Here is a 16,569-nt window from a genome sequence, read left to right as displayed (position 1 = left end):
AAAATGGATCTTGTACGAGTAAGAAGCGCTTGAGAAGTCTGTCTATCGATAGTATTAGCAAAAAATAGAAAACACACACTGTGCTTTCCCACATGCGTGTACACAGAAATTTTTGTCGAAGAATCATTTGTCCTGCAACGTAGTAATATTTTAGTAAGAAGCAGGAATATTCACTTCAATATCGTACTATAGACGGGTGGTATGGAAATAATGTAAAATATTTTCAGAATATTGATTTTATTTACAATATTTAAACATTAATGATGATTTATCCAAAAAAGAGGGGGATTGAACATGAAAAAGAAGGCATGGGCAGGCACATTAGTATCATTATCTTTAACCGCAAGTATACTAGCAGGTTGTGGATCAAATGCAACAAATGGCGGCACAGATAGTAAAGAAATCGTAATTGGTGCGAATTTGGAGCTGTCTGGAAACACAGCTTCTTATGGTCAATCAATAAATGAGGGATTACAGCTCGGTTTGGATGAAATCAATAAGGGTGGCATTAAAGGTAAAAAGATTAAGCTCGTAAAAGTGGATAATAAGTCCGATGCTGCCGAAGCAACGAGTGGTTCTATTAAACTTGTAAGTCGCGATAAAGTAGCTGCCATTATCGGTTCGGCTACGAGTACTGATACACTCGCACAAGTACAGATTGCTAACAAAAATAAAGTACCGCTTATTACACCTACAGGGACAAATCCTGATATTACGAATAAAGATGGGAAAGTAAATGACTACGTCTTCCGTACGTGCTTTATTGACCCTTTTCAAGGTACTGTAGCTGCTAATTTCGCCTTGGACAAATTGAAAACGAAAAAAGCGGCTGTATTTATTGATAGTGCAAGTGACTATTCGAAAGGACTATCCGCAGCTTTTAAAGATGCCTATAAGCAAAAAGGTGGAAGGATCGTTGCGGAAGAAGCATATGTGGCAAAAGACACAGATTTTAGAGCGACGTTAACACGCTTAAAGGCTGCAAAACCAGATTTCATTTTTCTACCAGGCTATTATGAAGAAGTTGGTCTTATTATTAAGCAAGCACGGGATTTAGGCATTAAGGTGCCAATTATGGGTGGAGATGGCTGGGATTCTCCGAAGCTTGTAGAAATTGCTGGTGATAAAGCCTTAAATAAAACGTATATTACAAACCATTACTCCGCAGCTGATCCTGATAAAAAAATTCAAACGTTTGTTTCGGCTTTTAAAAAGAAATATGGCGGAAAATCACCAGATGCTTTTAGTGCACTAGGCTACGATACCGCTTATTATTTAGCAGATGCTATTAAACGAGCAGGAGATGTTACGCCTGAAACGATTAAAAAAGCGTTAGAAGAAACAAAAGAATTAACACTCGTTTCTGGAAAATTAACGCTTGATAAAAAGCACGATCCAATTAAGTCTGCATCCATCCTAGAATACAAAGAGGGTAAGCAAGTGTTCAATACGAAAATCAACCCGTAACACACGAAAGCGGGGCAGGGGGCGAGCGCTCCCTGGTTCGCTATTGTATTCTAAAAAAAGCTTGATAAAGGAGCGTTTTACAGATGGAATATGTCCAGCAGCTCGTCAATGGAATTTCTGTTGGTAGCATTTATGCGTTAATTGCACTCGGCTATACAATGGTATACGGGATCGTTAAATTAATTAACTTTGCGCACGGTGATGTATTTATGGTTGGTTCCTTTGTTGGTTTTTATAGCATAACGGTTTTACATTTACCTTTTGTAGCAGCGTTGCTTGTCTCAATGGTTGTTTGTGCAATATTTGGAATGCTCATTGAACGGATTGCTTATAAGCCGTTGCGTAATGCCACACGCATTGCAGCTCTCATTACAGCAATTGGTGTTTCCTTATTAATTGAATATGGATTTATCTACGTACGAGGCGCACAGCTTGAGGCGTATCCAAGAGATGTTTTACCAGATTTTAAAATCAACCTTTTTGGCGCTGAAATTGAGAGTCAAGCGATTCTCATTCTTGGAGTCTCCATCGCATTAATGATTCTATTGCAGTTTATTGTACATAAAACAAAGATGGGGAAATCAATGCGCGCTGTTTCATATGATGCTGAAGCTGCACAGTTAATGGGCATTAATGTGAACAGAACAATTTCCTATACGTTTGCTATAGGATCAGCACTAGCAGGAGCTGCGGGTGTAATCTTCGGTGTCTATTATACGAAGATTGAACCGCTTATGGGGATCATACCTGGATTAAAAGCATTCGTAGCGGCCGTGCTCGGTGGAATTGGCATTTTACCTGGTGCAATGGTTGGCGGCTTATTGCTTGGGGTCATTGAATCATTTGTTAGTGCGATTGGTTTCTCTTTATGGCGAGATGGAGCAGCCTTTATTGTACTTATTCTTATTCTCGTCTTTATGCCGTCTGGATTGTTCGGTAAGAACAGAAGAGAAAAGGTATAGGAGGAAAATGAGATGGCCTTTTTAAAAAAAGTAGGCTTCTTTTGGGGCGGGATCGTTGTATCACTAGTCATTTTTGCTGTTGTCCAATTTCTATTAAGCAATGGCACACTCGATCTTTTTTATGAAAATACGTTAGTTTATATGGCAATTAATATTATTTTAGCTGTGAGCCTTCATTTAATTATCGGAATTACAGGGCAGTTCTCGATTGGTCATGCCGGCTTCTTAGCTGTCGGCGCCTATGCTTCGGCCATTATTACGATGAAGCTAGAGCTTCCTTTTCCGCTAGCACTTCTCGTTGGGGGGATTGTTGCTGCACTCGCCGGTTTTGTGATTGGGTTTCCAAGCTTGCGATTGCGAGGTGACTATCTGGCGATTGCCACGCTTGGATTTGGTGAGATTGTTCGCATCGCCTTTTTAAATGTTGATTATGTGGGTGGCGCGAGCGGGATGATGGTTGAGCATTTCACGACATGGCCATGGGTATTTGGCTGCATGTTAGTCACTATTCTAGTCATTTTAAACTTTACTCGTTCCACACATGGACGTGCCTGTATTTCCATTCGTGAAGACGAAACGGCCGCCGATGCGATGGGAATTAATACGACCTATTATAAAGTGTTAGCCTTTATGATTGGCGCTTTCTTTGCAGGAGTGGCTGGTGGCTTGTTTGCTCATAATTTCTATATTATTCAGCCGTCTAACTTCGGCTTTTTAAAATCATTTGATATTCTGATCTTCGTCGTACTTGGTGGCCTTGGGTCATTATCAGGCGCTGTTATTTCCGCAATTTTACTCACCGTTATATCTGCTTTTTTGCAAGATTACCCAGAAACGCGCATGATTATCTACAGCCTTGTCTTAATTATCGTGATGCTATACCGTCCTCGGGGACTCATGGGTACGAAAGAAATTACTTCTCTGTTCTCAAGAAAAAAGAAATCGAAGGGTGGCGCGAAAGATGGACAAAGCGAAACCGTTGCTTAATGTAGAGAACTTAGGAATATCCTTTGGGGGATTGCGTGCTGTTCAAGGTGTAGACTTACAATTGTTTAGCAAAGAAATGGTTGGTTTAATCGGTCCTAATGGTGCTGGGAAAACAACGTTCTTTAATATGCTAACAGGTGTGTATGAACCGACAGAAGGTACGATTATGTTAGGGAATCGTAAGCTAAACGGCTTGTCACCTTATAAAATTACACAAGGTGGTATTAGTCGAACGTTTCAGAATATCCGACTGTTTGGGGAACTATCTGTCATTGATAATGTAAAAGTGGCTTATCATTCACAAGCAAAGCATTCCTTGTTAAGTTCTATTATCCGACTACCCCAACATTTTAATGGAGAACGAGAAATGGAAGAAAAAGCATTAGCTTTTTTAGAAATATTTCAATTACAGCGTTTTAAAGATGAAAAAGCAAAAAATCTTCCATATGGACAGCAACGACGATTAGAGATTGCGCGCGCACTAGCGGCTTCGCCTAAATTGTTATTGCTTGATGAACCAGCCGCTGGTATGAATCCTCAAGAGACAAAAGAACTGATGAACTTAATTGCTCTAATTCGTGAAACGTTTGAGCTTACGGTACTACTAATCGAACACGACATGCCGCTCGTTATGGGTGTTTGCGAGCGAATTTACGTGTTGGATCATGGGCAATTAATTGCACAAGGTACACCTACAGAAATAAAAAATAATCCAAAGGTGATTGAAGCGTACTTAGGAGAGGAGGTTTCTTAATGTTAAGCATTGAAGATGTGCAGGTTTTTTATGGCAACATTCGAGCGCTTGAAGGAGTATCACTTCATGTTAAACAAGGAGAAATCGTAACGCTGATTGGCGCCAATGGAGCGGGAAAAAGCACGCTATTAAAAACCGTTTCGGGCTTGTTAAAACCGAAAAAGGGTCGCGTGTTATTGGAGGGAAAAGAAATCGGTGGCAAGGCTGCCCAACTTATTGTCAAAAAAGGGATTTCTCATGTGCCTGAGGGAAGACGCGTCTTTGCAAATATGACGGTAGAAGAAAATTTACAGCTGGGTGCCTATTTACGTAAAGATAAAGAAGGACTTAAGCAAGACTATGAAAAAGTATATTCTTTATTTCCAAGGTTGTTAGAACGGCTAAAGCAACAAGCCGGCACGTTATCTGGCGGCGAGCAACAAATGTTAGCGATGGGGAGAGCGCTTATGGCAAAACCGCGGCTCCTTTTGTTGGATGAACCGTCAATGGGGCTAGCTCCTCTGCTTGTAAAAACTATTTTTCGTATCATTGAAGAAATTAACCAAGCGGGTACTACCATACTCCTTGTAGAACAAAATGCACATTTGGCCCTTTCCATCGCTCAACGAGCTTACGTCATGGAAACAGGTCGAATTGTTCTTTCGGGTACGTCTGATGAGTTAACATCAAGCGACCAAGTCAAAATGGCGTACTTAGGTGGACATTAAACGAAACGATCGCAAGACAAAACGAACGATGAAAAATAATCGTTCGTTTTGTCTTGCTCATAGGATGGATGATGCTAGGGAGCGCATAGTAAACAGGTAACTAAATTATACTTTGCTTCTGGTGGGAATTTATCATGACAGCGCTGACACGTTCGATATTGCTTTTTTCGTGCACGAATCATTGTCATAAAGAGGTTAAGGATGAGGTTTTTTCGTTCAAATGGATGAAGCTGTAGAAGTTCATCCCAGTGAAGTTCATTTTTTTGAACCCGTTCTACCTGATTTGTATGATAACCAAAGCAAAGTCCTTGCTCCTGGCGGGTAATAAAAAAAACAGGTGCTACTTTACAAAATCCTTCAACAACAAAAAAATAGTCTTTTTGTCGTGGTTCGTCTTGTTTTTGATCCAATTGGTCCTTTTGTATACATCGAGACAACCAGCGTGCTGCCTGCGCTTTTGTTGATTTCATAGACATTTCCCTTTCAACTTTAACTAAACTGCTAGCACGAAAGAACTAGAAAGTTATTGGACTATTTCGACATTTTTTGAGTATATCCTTTATGATTCTCAAAATCTTTTTAAAAAAGAGATAGAATAAAAGATAGAATCTTAACGATGAAATAAGAAAGAGGGATAAGAATGGAAATTATAGATTTTCATTGTGATGCATTATTGAAGTTGCAACAAGGTCAAGGAGAGCGTTCATTTGCCAATGATTCTAGGTTGGATACGAATAAAGAACGATTGCAAGCGGGGAAGGTCAAGGTTCAGTGCTTTGCTATATTCATTGAACCTAATGTACCATTCGATCAAAAATTTCAGATGGCTCTTAAGCAAGTGGATTATTACTATAAAGAAATTTTGCAAAAAAATAAAGAGATGAAGCATCTATCTTCATGGGAAGATTTTGATACGTTACAAGCTGGTGAAATTGGGACAATGCTTACTTTAGAAGGAGTGGATGCCATTGGGGATGATCTTACAAAACTCCATATATTGAGGCAACTTGGTGTTTTAAGTGTAGGCTTAACATGGAATCATGCCAATTTAGCGGCGGATGGAGCGTTAGAACCTCGTGGAGCAGGGCTTACTACTTTTGGAAAGGAAGTCGTACGCTTTTTAAATCAGCATGGAATGTTAACAGATGTTTCGCATTTATGTGAGAAGGCTTTTTGGGATGTAATGGAGGAGGCCCACTATCCATTTGCCAGTCATTCTAATGCAAAAGCTATTTGTAATCATCCGCGAAATGTAACAGATGATCAAGCAAGGGCTCTTTTTCAAAGCGGGGGAACGGTTCATGTTGTCTATCATCCACCTTTTATTAATGAAAACAAAACAGAGGCAACCATTTCTGATTTAATTGCTCATATTGATCATTTTTGTGCATTAGGTGGTGTTTCTCATGTCGGCTTAGGTTCTGATTTTGATGGCATTTCAACGTATGTAACACATCTAGAGCATGCTGGGAAAAGTCAAAATTTAATCAATGAACTACTAAAATATTATAGCGAAGAGCAAGTGAGGGGATTTGCATCGACAAACTTTTTACATCGTCGACCCACTATACGAAGCGTTCATACGCAGCGTAAACCGGGATAGTAGAGTAATAAAAACGACCTACCTCGTTTTGTGTAGACAAGGTGGGTCGGTTTTCTGCTGTTTGTTACCAAAACATTGGTTTGGCTACCATTAGCCAGAGCATAACGAGCATTAACGCTAAATATAACCAAATCGTTTTTTGTAGCTTAGAAGCTAACGGTGGTCGCGGAGCGTCATTGTTAGCAAACTTTCGAATGGTCGGTGAAAATGCTCTTGCTAAGAAAAATAAAGAGCTCACAAGAATCAAAATGGTTATAAGCAGCCATGGTGTCTTCCAAGACCATCCTGTCACATAAACAAGAAGAATCCCTGTTACGACGAGCACGTGACCTGCATGCTTGCTTAATCTTACGACGGCTTTAAAGACAGAAAGGTAAGCGTTCTCTTCTGCACGCACACCTTGTCGTAAGTGTTTAATAAATGGAAGAAGAATGAAAAAAGGCCCTATTGATAATATGACGCTAAAAATATGAGCATATAGAAGTAATGGATAGGCACTATTCATTGATTGGGTAAATTACGCTTGGAATGCGCGAAATTCATGGACCCATACTTTCATATGCGGTAACCAAGGCATACCAGGGTGAATAGAAAGAATGGATTGTTTATAGGCTTCGACATTTTCAAAGCCTTCTTGCTCGGCATGTTGATCCGTTAACTCACCAAGCGTTTGAACATACACATCTTCTACGATAAATTGTTGACCATTTAACTCCATCATTTCGCCAATATCAGCATAGCGTCCATTACGGCGCGTAGCCGTTTTCTTACCTGCCACTACTTTTTCTACATCTTTAGGCAAAGTAACGAGGCGTTCTATACTACATGTTTTAGGTGGTAGCTGGCTATTTCTTTCTTCAACAGTCATGATGATCCCTCCTTAAATTTTCTGGATTATTTCTTTTACTCTCCCTACTTGTCCGCTTTGAAGCCGAACTTTAATGCCATGCGGATGGAAAGCTGCTTTTGTTAAAAGGTCTTTTACAATGCCTTCGGTTAACTGACCGCTTCGTTGATGTTCCTTAAGAACGATGCGTACTAAAGAGCCGACCGTAATGTCTCGTCTTTGTTGTCCGTCCAAAAATCATCACCTCGTCTCTAAAAGAAGTATAACACGCTTTTAAAATCGTTTGCAGAGCTAGTTTCGCTTCTGAAAATATGACATAAATAAATGAAAAGTATAAATAGTATAATAATTGTAAGAGACGATGTATGATATAGACAGAGTAGACTAAAGACAGATGTTGGAAAGGGGTGGTCACAACAACGATGAAAGTTATTTCGATGTTAAAACCGTATCGGCTCCCGTTTTTTATTGCACTTTTCTTTTTGCTAGCAGAGCTAGCAGCTGAACTTGTTCAACCGTTGTTAATTGCTAAAGTTATAGACGAAGGCATCATGCAAAAAGACGTACATGCCATCTTCTTTTGGGGTGCTATTATGATGGTCGTTGCGCTTTTTGCATTTTGTGGTGGCATTATAAACTCTTTTTTCGCCACTCATGTTAGTCAAAGCTTCGGCTATGATGTTCGTAGGGCGTTATTTACTAAAATTCAATTTTTTTCATTAGCCAATTTTAATCGCTATCCTACCTCTTCCCTCATTACACGATCGACGAATGATGTCACACAAATTCAAAATACGGTGTATATGACGCTGCGAATTATGCTGCGTGCTCCGTTATTTGTCATGGGAGGTCTTGTTCTTGCACTCCTTGTAAATGTTAGATTAGCACTATTTCTAGTTGTAGCAGCGCCACTCTCTTTTTTCTTTTTACGATGGGTCATGAAAAAAGGGAATGCTGTATTTCGAGCGTTGCAAACTGGATTAGACAAGGTTAATGGCGTCATGCGTGAAAATTTATCTGGAATCCGAATCATTAAAGCGTTTCAACGGAGCACCTATGAAAGGAAGCGCTTTTCTAACGTGAATGAACAATTAAAAGATAATACAATGAAAGGCTTACGACTAATGGAAGCAACTACACCAGTTTTATTAGTCATTATGAATGCAGCTATTCTTTGTATTCTTTGGTTTGGTAATCTGCAAATTCAAGCAGGGAGCACGCAAGTAGGCGATTTAGTCGCAATTATCAATTATAGTATGCGCATTACAGCTATTTTTGGATTGTTTTCATGGATCATGATGACATTTTCCCGAGCAAAAGCATCTTCCGAACGAATTAATGAAGTGCTAGGAGCTGATGTTGATCTTACTGAAAAAGAACAAAAGACGGCTGAACTTCCTACAGCAAGTGGTAGTATTCTGTTTGATAACGTTTCGTTTTCTTATCCAGGTAGTTCAAAGCAAGTGCTTAGCCAATTTTCTTTTGCAGTATCCAACCGTGAAACGATTGCGGTCATGGGAGCTACGGGAGCCGGGAAAACTTCACTGTTTCAGCTCATTCCAAGGCTTTACGAGGCTACAAATGGCAATATCCTAGTGGGTGGCGTTGATGTAAAAAAGCTCCCGCCCCGAATATTAAGGAAACAAATCGGCTTTGTCCCGCAGGATCCGTTGTTATTTACAGGGACGGTACAAGAAAATATATTATGGGGAAAAGAAAATGCGACCGAAGAGGAAGTGAGAGAAGCTTGTCGGCGTGCACAAATTTTAGAAACCATTGACGCGTTGCCACAAGGTTTTCAAACGAAAATTGGTCAAAAAGGTGTTAACTTATCTGGTGGTCAAAAACAGCGGTTATCTATTGCACGAGCACTCGTACGAAAACCTGCTATCTTATTGTTAGATGATAGTACAAGTGCACTTGACTTACAAACAGAACACAGACTGCTGGAAGCGTTACGAGAAATTCATGTGACGACGCTTATTATTACGCAAAAGGTTGCTACAAGTAAAAGAGCTGATCGTATTTTGCTATTGGAAGACGGCAAACTTCTTGCGCAAGGTTCACATGATTCGCTACTACAACGTTCATCCCTCTATAAGCATATTTGTGAATCGCAGCTAGGAAAGGAGCTGACGCAGGATGTTTAAGCAGTTAAAGGAGCCGTTTCAATATGAACGACTACACCTTGACGAACGCAAGCCTGCTGTAAGTCAGCGCGGCAAAAAAAAGGAGAGAGCAAAAAATTTTCGTGGAACGGTTGGGCGGATTTGGGCCTATTTAGCTCGCGAAAAGCTAATGCTGATGCTTGTACTTATGATGGTTGTCGTTAGTTCAATTGCTAGCTTGCTTGGCCCTTTTTTAATTGGTCGGGCTATTGATCATTATATTATTCCGAAGCAATATGGAGGTTTTGTGCTCCTTTTAGGTGGGTTAGCGAGTGTGTATGTGATGAATTCGCTAGCATTGTGGTTTCAAAACTATTGGATGATTGGTATTTCTCAAAAAACGGTTTTTATGATGAGAACAGAGCTTTTTACCCAGTTGCACAAACTACCAATTTCATATTTCGATCGCCGCCAGTACGGAGAAATTATGAGTCGTGTTATTAATGATATTGAAAATGTTAGCTCGACTTTAAATAGCTCAGTTATTCAAGTGTTTTCCAGTGTGCTCACCTTAATGGGAACACTCGGGTTTATGCTTTGGTTAAGTCCGCTACTCACGCTTGTTTCGCTGATCATCGTTCCAATTATGTTTTTTGGTATGCGTTGGATTACTAAAAGAACAGGGCGCTTATTTAAAGAGCAGCAACGGAGACTTGGAGATTTGAACGGTTATATAGAGGAAAGTATTTCTGGACAGCGCATTGTCAAGGCTTTCTCACAAGAAGACCGAGTGCTGCAAGAGCTGTTAAAGAAAAACCAAGCATTAAAAGTAGCCGGCTTCTGGGCGCAAACCTATTCAGGCTTTATTCCAAAACTTATGAATGTATTGAATAATGGAAGCTTTGCACTCATTGCGGCTACGGGTGGTTTTTTTGCTTATAAAGGAATGGTAACAATCGGAACAATCGTTGTTTTTGCTGAATATACGAGACAGTTTACGCGTCCTTTAAATGATCTTGCTAACCAGTTTAATACGCTTTTATCCGCTATTGCTGGGGCTGAACGTGTTTTTGAGGTATTAGATGAAGAAGAGGAGGAAGCAGGAGAGCAGGAGAAAAAGCAGTTGGCTTCTCTACGAGGGGATGTTGCGTTTGAAAACGTGAGCTTCTCTTATGAAAAAGGACAACCAACGTTAAAAAACGTTTCTTTTTCTGTTGGGTCAGGAGAGACGATTGCATTTGTTGGTCCTACAGGTGCGGGGAAAACGACGATTATTAACTTATTATCTCGCTTCTATGACCCGAATGAAGGGCGGATTCTAATCGATGGCCATGATTTGAGGGAGTACAGTAGAAGTTCCATTCGACAACAGATGGGGTTTGTTCTACAAGATCCGTTTTTATTTGAAGGAACAATTATGGACAACATCCGTTATAGTCGCTTAGAGGCGACAGACGAAGAAGTTATGGAAGCAGCAAAGCAAGCGAATGCGCATTCTTTTATCTCTTCGCTTCGAGATGGTTATCATACTAAGATTGGTCAAGAAGGTAGTGGAATTAGTCAAGGACAGAAGCAGTTATTAAGTATTGCGCGCGCCATTGTAGCGGATCCAATGTTATTAATTCTAGATGAGGCAACTAGTAGTATTGATACGATAACGGAAGTGAAAATACAAGAAGCGCTTTTACGGTTAATGAAAGGGAAAACAAGCTTTGTCATTGCTCATCGCTTAAATACGATTCGACATGCAGATCATATTTGTGTGTTGCAGGCAGGAGAATTAATAGAGGATGGTTCTCATGAACAGTTACTCATTCAAAAAGGCTTTTATGCAGAATTATATGTAAGTCAGTTCGATCAAGTAGAAGGCTAATCTATTATTTATACGAAGAACTTTATCATTTCTCACGAGATGATAAAGTTTTTTTCGTAAATGGATCAAAAATGATGCGTAATTGAGAATGCTACTACGCTGTTGAGACGCCAATAACAATGATTTTACCTAGAATCTTAAGAAAAAAATCGATAAGTGACAAGACACTTGTAAATTCAATATATGGTACATTTATAGGTCTATTTATTAATTAGGATACTGTATATTGATTATAGTTATATCTAAAAATGGTAAATAATAGAATAAAATCGTCTTTTTTAGTGATTTTCATACAATAGATTCTTAAAAATTTGTTAACTGATTTTAGTATTTCAAGAGATAATATTGTTTTGGAATAACTACAAAGTAGCCTAATCACAGGCCTTATTTGATAATTTTCTGAAAAATCCGCAAATGTTTTCGTGATAACGTTTTCTTGAAATAATTTTTCAATCATTAATTACCAATATTAGGCGATATTTAACCCGTTTACTTTCTTCACATTCCATGATTTAATGAAGTTACAGAAAGCCACAAACGCTTTCATAGCAAGGGATTGGAAGCACTAGTAATGTTAAGTTTGCGAAAGTAGGTGGAATGAACTCTTTTTAGACTGAATATTCCGAATAGTAGCACTACTTAATTTACTATCTACCAAAAAAATCTAGCTATTACATTCAGGAGGAATGAACGTGAAAAAGACACTGATTACCGGAGTACTCGCCACTACTTTAGCAGCTGGAGCTACTGTTCCAATGAATGCACTTGCAGCAACGCCTCAAAAAGCAACTGCTGTCACAAACGTAGGTGACGTAACGATTAAAAACACGTTATCATCATCTATTTTCAAACTTGGATCACAAACCCCATTACTTACAGCTTACGGACTTGTTGTTCTTAAGCAACCCGATGTAAAAGGAACAGCACTTACTAGTTTTGTATCGGCACAACGCGTTACAAAAAACAATGTAAAAGAATGGCTTGATGAGCAAAGCCCAAAATTAGTTAGTCTTAATCAAGATATGATGCGCTTTAGCAGTCGTTATGCAGCATATCAACCAAAATTAGCTGAACTTGCTGGAAAGTTCGATACGGATCCAGCAGCTAAAGAAAGCTTCCTTAATGCTTTCAATAAATTAAAAGTACAAGCTTCTGGCGTAAAAGATGATATGGAGCAAACATTAGTTGAACTTGAGCGCTACAAACAGTTGCTTGATAAAGATAACCAAAATCTCACAGCAAAAGGTGATAAAGCAATCGAATCACTCAATGCGAACAGTGGAGAGCTAGCAAATGTTCGTGCTGAAATTAAGAAAATTGAAGACGAGATTCAAGAACAATTAACAATTGTCTTAAGTCGTCCGAAAGAAATCATCAAAGGCTCAATCAAAGTAAGTGAGGAAGTATTTACAACTGTCAATGAAACAGGAACTTCGCAAAAATTTGATTTTGCTTCAGTAGGTAAAATCGCAGATGCACTAATTGATGTCAGTGATGATAAAGCAACTGCTGCTTATGCCGTTATCCAAAAGAAAACAGCTGCATTAATGCCTCTATACAAAAAATTAGCGCTACTTAATGGTCAAGCAACACAAATTACGATTGTAGAAGATCAAGCAAGTGCGTTTGCAGATATGGTTGATCGCCAAATTGCAATCTATAAGTTCTTAGTAGAAGATTGGACGAAATTCAGCGCTAATATGGATGACTTGAGTGCAGCTCTTACTCAAGATGGCGTAAAGCCATCGGCAGTTAAATTAAAACTTGAAGAGTTAGATAAATTTAGCACAAGCCTTGGAAAACAAACAAAGCAATTCGATGACTTTACGACTCAAGTTGAAGTTTTATCTTAATCCATTTTTACTCTACATCAACGTAAAGGAGAAACAATCATGTCGAAAAAACCATACAAAGTAATGACCGTGACTGCACTAGCAGCTGCTCTATTCACAGGAAGTGTTGTACCAGCGTATGCAGCAACGAACGATGCACCTGCAGCCGTTAAATCTGTTAAGGCAGCAGCCCAAAAAGAAGTATCATACCAATTAGGGCCAGATGGCTTAAGAGAAGCACTTGCAGAAACTGGTAACCATACGATCGTAATGGATCTATACGCATTATCCGTTTTAAAACAAGCAAATATTACATTAAATGGTGTAACATCGATTGATGATACGTTAAAAGGGAAAATCAATTCTCATCAGTCATTATCAAAAGCAAATGCAAACTTCTGGTTAGATACGGTTAAGCCACATATTGTTCAAACAAACCAAAATATCGTTAACTACGATACGAAATTTTCAACCTACTACAATACCCTTATTAAGGCGGTAGATGATGGAAATAAAAAGACGCTAGAAACAGGCTTAACGAAACTTAAAACAGAAATTTCTGGAAACCAAGAAGAAGTAGAGAACTTGATTCAAGAACTACAAAGTTTCCGTAATAAATTATCAAAAGATACGCAAAGCTTCAAAGACGATGCAAATGAAGTAACGGCAATCCTAGCTAGTGAAGATGCAGGTATTCCGTTGTTAGAGAATCAAATTACGACGTATAACAAAACGGTGAGAGACCTAAACGGTGCAATCATTGGATCCGCAGTAGCAACGGCTATTGGGCCACTAGCAATCGTAGGTGGAGCAATCGTAATCGCAACCGGTGTTGGTACTCCGCTTGGCGTAGCCATTATCGCGGGTGGCGCAGCTGCAACAGTTGGTGGAACAGTTGGTATTGTTCTTGCAACAAAAGCACGTGATGAAGCACAAGAAAGCTTGAAAAACGTAACGAAAGAGCTTAGTAATGCAAAGCTTCAAGTCGGTTATATTACAAATGTGAAAAACCAACTTGGTACATTAACAGATACGATTGATCAAGCAATTACGTCACTTGAAGCCATTAAAACACAATGGTCGCGCATGGATTCTAAGTACACATCACTTATTAAAAATGTAAAAACGCTTGATCCAGAAGATCTAGACTTCATTAAAGAAGATTTAGAAGTTTCTAAGAAGAGCTGGAATGACGTTAAGACGTATGCAGATAACTTATTCCAACAAAATAATGTTAAAGTAACTGAAGCAAAATAATCAATCATGTGTCAAAGATCTTCCGTTCATACGGAAGGTTTTTGGCTATACACATATTACGTCAGGAGAGAGAACAATGTCTGTATTACAACGCTGGATGAATCGAAAGAACAAACAATCGCAGAAGGATATAAAAGAAAAGATCCAGGTCGTTGAACGGTCAAAGTCATCTATTCCTGAAAGTAAGCTACATGTTTCGAGTAAATTATTTATGATGAGCAAGCTTGCCCAAGCGATTACAACACAAAAAAAACATGAAATGCTGACGTTTCCTGGAGTGGACGAGAAAGAGTTAGATCGCTTTCATTCGATGGAACAGGAAATTGTAGACTATACTCAACGATGGTTACATTCAAACTACGTAACCATTGTACATGACATGTATGAAGTTCATACGAACAATGTTTACGTTCAAAGCCAGATGAAGTTACTAAAGCTTGAGTCAGCTACGTTTAATGCTGCTTACATCGAACCAATTTGTGGAGAAATCGAGCGTAATAAACAACGATATCAGCATTGTCTAACATTACTAGCTCAACATCGCAATGAATTAATGGATTTTGCGGCAACACTACGAACATATGTAGATGCATGGACAGTAAATGTGCAAGCGTCGAAAGAACTACTACCTACTATAGAAAAACAAACACGAGCACTTAAAGATGCGGTTGCAAAAGAAATGCAAAGTAAAGAAGCATTCCCAAATGAAGCGTGGGTATATGAGCAATTTCAATTCTTAACAGACGAAGAAATAAAAGCGATGGAGGAAAAAAGCGTTGCTCTCCGCGAAGAGGATCATTTTTTTCTGGCATTGCTACAAGAAGGGAATCAGCTGTTGTCTGTAATCTATGCCTTTATTAATGCAACGCAATCATTCATTCAATACTGTCAAAATGCTGCAGGCAAGTGTTCCGTTGTTATGAGAAATATGAAGCAATTAACGTTTGATTCGTCGCTATTTGCACGTGAAGATCTATTCGTTTTAAAGAAAAGCTGGAAAGAAACATACGATTACGGAAATCAAACGTTTCAACAGGTATAAACCAAAGACATCGTGGGGAATAGAGGGGCCGGTGAGATGATGAAACATACGATTAGAAAACTAGTAATAACAGCAGGAATTACTGGATTAACCATGAGCTATGCAGCAACGTCCTATGCACAACTCGATGCACAACAGGTAACCAAGGAAGAATATGCAAAAAGCTATTCTTTAGGAGCAGGCGAGTTTAAAGAAGCGATGCAAACATCGAATGCTAACGCACTAGCTCTCGATACGTATGCAAAGATGATCCTAGAGCAAAAAGAACTAGACTTAAATGGCATTCGTGATGTGAATAATAGCTTAAAGAGTCGTATTACCACTCATCAATCGAATGTTCGTGGAAATGCTTCCTACTGGATCAATACGATTGCACCAAAAATGAGCGCAACGACACAAGGTATCATTGCATATAGCAAAACATTTCATGAGGCGTACGATACGTTAGTAAAAGATGTCAAGAAAAAGGACGCCAATGCATTAGCGTCCCATTTAGGAAACCTTATGACGAGTGTTTCTGAAAACAAAGCGAAAACAGATGAACTTATTTCACTTTTATCTCAATACCGTAGTAGTATTACTTCGGATACACAAAATTTCAAAACCGACGCCGAAGAAATTACGACTATTTTAGCAGCTAACGATGCAACGTTACCTTTGCTACAAAATGAAATTAATCAGATTAATGGTTCCATTAAAAAAGGAAATGATTTAATTATTGCAGGTGGCGTCCTATGTGCCACTGGCATTGGCTGTATAGCAGGTGGACCAATGATTGCTAATGGCAAAAAAATGGTGAATAACGGAAGAAATGTCCTTGCTCAAAAAACAGCGGAGCTTTCTTCTACACAAGCTGAAGCAGCAGTTTTAATGAATGTAAAAAATCAGGTGAATAATTTAACTAGCTCGATTGACTCAGCCATTACGGCACTACAATCTGTTTCAAATTACTGGCAATCTATTGAAAGTAAATATAATAATGTAATAAAAAATCTTAAGACCGTTACGCCTGATGACTTTAACTTCCTTGAAGAAGATCTACAAGTAGCGAAGAAAAGTTGGGATGACTTAAGTCAGTTTGCAGTTGAGCATGTAGAATAAAACGAAGCCCTCTTGTTTCGATTGTGAAC

The 16,569-nt window shown here is 39.0% G+C and carries 16 protein-coding genes; 12 read left to right on the top strand and 4 right to left on the bottom strand.

Features of this window, described 5'->3' with window-relative positions; genetic code table 11:
* The first annotated feature begins 294 nt into the window (after positions 1-294).
* The 5 genes from A374_RS13715 (at position 295) to A374_RS13695 (ending at position 4,877) form a co-directional block, all read left to right on the top strand.
* Complete coding sequence (locus tag A374_RS13715; protein ID WP_007202825.1) at positions 295-1,467, top strand: ABC transporter substrate-binding protein; 1,173 nt, start codon at positions 295-297, stop codon at positions 1,465-1,467.
* 83 nt (positions 1,468-1,550) lie between these two features.
* Entirely contained in the window at positions 1,551-2,429 is an 879-nt protein-coding gene (locus tag A374_RS13710; protein WP_007202824.1) for a branched-chain amino acid ABC transporter permease, read from the top strand.
* 12 nt (positions 2,430-2,441) lie between these two features.
* A complete protein-coding gene (locus tag A374_RS13705; protein ID WP_007202823.1) occupies positions 2,442-3,416 on the top strand; it encodes a branched-chain amino acid ABC transporter permease in 975 nt (324 codons plus the stop codon).
* Complete coding sequence (locus tag A374_RS13700) at positions 3,391-4,170, top strand: ABC transporter ATP-binding protein (RefSeq protein WP_007202822.1); 780 nt, start codon at positions 3,391-3,393, stop codon at positions 4,168-4,170. The genes A374_RS13705 and A374_RS13700 overlap by 26 nt, the downstream gene beginning before the upstream one ends.
* On the top strand, positions 4,170-4,877 hold the full coding sequence (locus tag A374_RS13695) for an ABC transporter ATP-binding protein (RefSeq protein ID WP_007202821.1): 708 nt from the start codon (positions 4,170-4,172) through the stop codon (positions 4,875-4,877). The genes A374_RS13700 and A374_RS13695 overlap by 1 nt, the downstream gene beginning before the upstream one ends.
* A 74-nt stretch (positions 4,878-4,951) precedes the next feature.
* Here the strand turns inward: A374_RS13695 and A374_RS13690 are convergent, their stop codons facing one another.
* Complete coding sequence (locus A374_RS13690) at positions 4,952-5,347, bottom strand: hypothetical protein (RefSeq protein ID WP_007202820.1); 396 nt, start codon at positions 5,345-5,347, stop codon at positions 4,952-4,954.
* A 170-nt stretch (positions 5,348-5,517) separates the two neighbouring features.
* On the opposite strand from A374_RS13690, the gene A374_RS13685 reads away from it, so the two are divergent.
* Positions 5,518-6,480, top strand: coding sequence for a dipeptidase (locus A374_RS13685; protein WP_007202819.1), 963 nt, complete (start codon positions 5,518-5,520; stop codon positions 6,478-6,480).
* 64 nt (positions 6,481-6,544) lie between these two features.
* Here A374_RS13685 and A374_RS13680 read toward each other — a convergent pair whose 3' ends face one another.
* Genes A374_RS13680 through A374_RS13670 form a run of 3 tightly spaced genes read right to left on the bottom strand, consistent with a single transcriptional unit; the run spans position 6,545 to position 7,561 of the window.
* On the bottom strand, positions 6,545-6,985 hold the full coding sequence (locus A374_RS13680; protein ID WP_007202818.1) for a DUF2269 family protein: 441 nt from the start codon (positions 6,983-6,985) through the stop codon (positions 6,545-6,547).
* A gap of 12 nt (positions 6,986-6,997) precedes the next feature.
* A complete protein-coding gene (locus A374_RS13675; RefSeq protein ID WP_007202817.1) occupies positions 6,998-7,348 on the bottom strand; it encodes an ASCH domain-containing protein in 351 nt (116 codons plus the stop codon).
* Between the two features lie 12 nt (positions 7,349-7,360).
* Entirely contained in the window at positions 7,361-7,561 is a 201-nt protein-coding gene (locus tag A374_RS13670) for a YwbE family protein (protein ID WP_007202816.1), read from the bottom strand.
* Positions 7,562-7,749: 188 nt separating this feature from the next.
* On the opposite strand from A374_RS13670, the gene A374_RS13665 reads away from it, so the two are divergent.
* The 6 genes from A374_RS13665 to nheC all read left to right on the top strand — a co-directional run bounded on the left by A374_RS13665 (position 7,750) and on the right by nheC (position 16,540).
* On the top strand, positions 7,750-9,477 hold the full coding sequence (locus A374_RS13665; RefSeq protein ID WP_007202815.1) for an ABC transporter ATP-binding protein: 1,728 nt from the start codon (positions 7,750-7,752) through the stop codon (positions 9,475-9,477).
* Entirely contained in the window at positions 9,470-11,308 is a 1,839-nt protein-coding gene (locus tag A374_RS13660; protein WP_007202814.1) for an ABC transporter ATP-binding protein, read from the top strand. Before A374_RS13665 ends, A374_RS13660 begins: the two co-directional genes overlap by 8 nt.
* 692 nt (positions 11,309-12,000) lie before the next feature.
* A complete protein-coding gene (gene nheA / locus A374_RS13655) occupies positions 12,001-13,161 on the top strand; it encodes a non-hemolytic enterotoxin subunit A (protein WP_007202813.1) in 1,161 nt (386 codons plus the stop codon).
* Positions 13,162-13,200: 39 nt separating this feature from the next.
* A complete protein-coding gene (nheB, locus tag A374_RS13650) occupies positions 13,201-14,397 on the top strand; it encodes a non-hemolytic enterotoxin subunit B (protein WP_007202812.1) in 1,197 nt (398 codons plus the stop codon).
* A gap of 76 nt (positions 14,398-14,473) precedes the next feature.
* A complete protein-coding gene (locus A374_RS13645) occupies positions 14,474-15,439 on the top strand; it encodes a hypothetical protein (protein ID WP_007202811.1) in 966 nt (321 codons plus the stop codon).
* Between the two features lie 36 nt (positions 15,440-15,475).
* Positions 15,476-16,540, top strand: a complete 1,065-nt coding sequence (nheC, locus tag A374_RS13640; RefSeq protein WP_007202810.1) for a non-hemolytic enterotoxin subunit C — start codon at positions 15,476-15,478, stop codon at positions 16,538-16,540.
* Positions 16,541-16,569: the final 29 nt, after the last annotated feature.

Origin of the sequence: Fictibacillus macauensis ZFHKF-1, from assembly GCF_000269865.1 — a bacterium.
Classification (GTDB): domain Bacteria; phylum Bacillota; class Bacilli; order Bacillales; family Fictibacillaceae; genus Fictibacillus_C; species Fictibacillus_C macauensis.
This window is presented reverse-complemented; position numbering and strand designations above follow the sequence as displayed.